Raw genomic sequence first — 458 nt, forward strand, 5'->3', positions numbered from 1 at the left:
ACGACGATGAGGCCTTCGCCCTTCACCGCACCATCGAGGAGTTCGAGCGCTTTGTTGACGACACCATTCCAATAGTCCGCGTACTCGCGCTCTGCCGGCTGGCGTTTTCCGATGCCGTCGATCTCGTCGATGAAGAGGATGGCAGGTGCTAAGGCACGCGCCTCTGCAAACGTCCGGGCCATGCGATTGAGCACGTCGCTCAGATGGGCACCCTGCAACCAGGTCGACACCGAACTAACGACGAGAGGCACCTGCAAGCTATTGCAGAGCGCCCGGGCGAATGTCGTCTTGCCGGTCCCGGGCGGTCCGGAGAGCAGCAGCTTGGTGCTCATGTCAGACCAAGTCAGGATCGAGGCTCGGTAGTCATCAAGGTCGGCCTTGAGATCGAGCGCCCAGGTCTTCGCCTTGCCGTATCCAGGGAGCGTCTCGATCGCGAGGCTCGGCGGGCTCCCGTCTTC

General features: G+C 62.2%; 1 protein-coding gene. It reads right to left on the minus strand.

The window, feature by feature from the left end:
- On the minus strand, positions 1-458 hold a 458-nt coding region (locus H6M51_RS24255; RefSeq protein WP_185812319.1), incomplete at both ends, for an ATP-binding protein.

This window comes from Rhizobium sp. AQ_MP, assembly GCF_014237835.1.
GTDB lineage: Bacteria > Pseudomonadota > Alphaproteobacteria > Rhizobiales > Rhizobiaceae > Allorhizobium.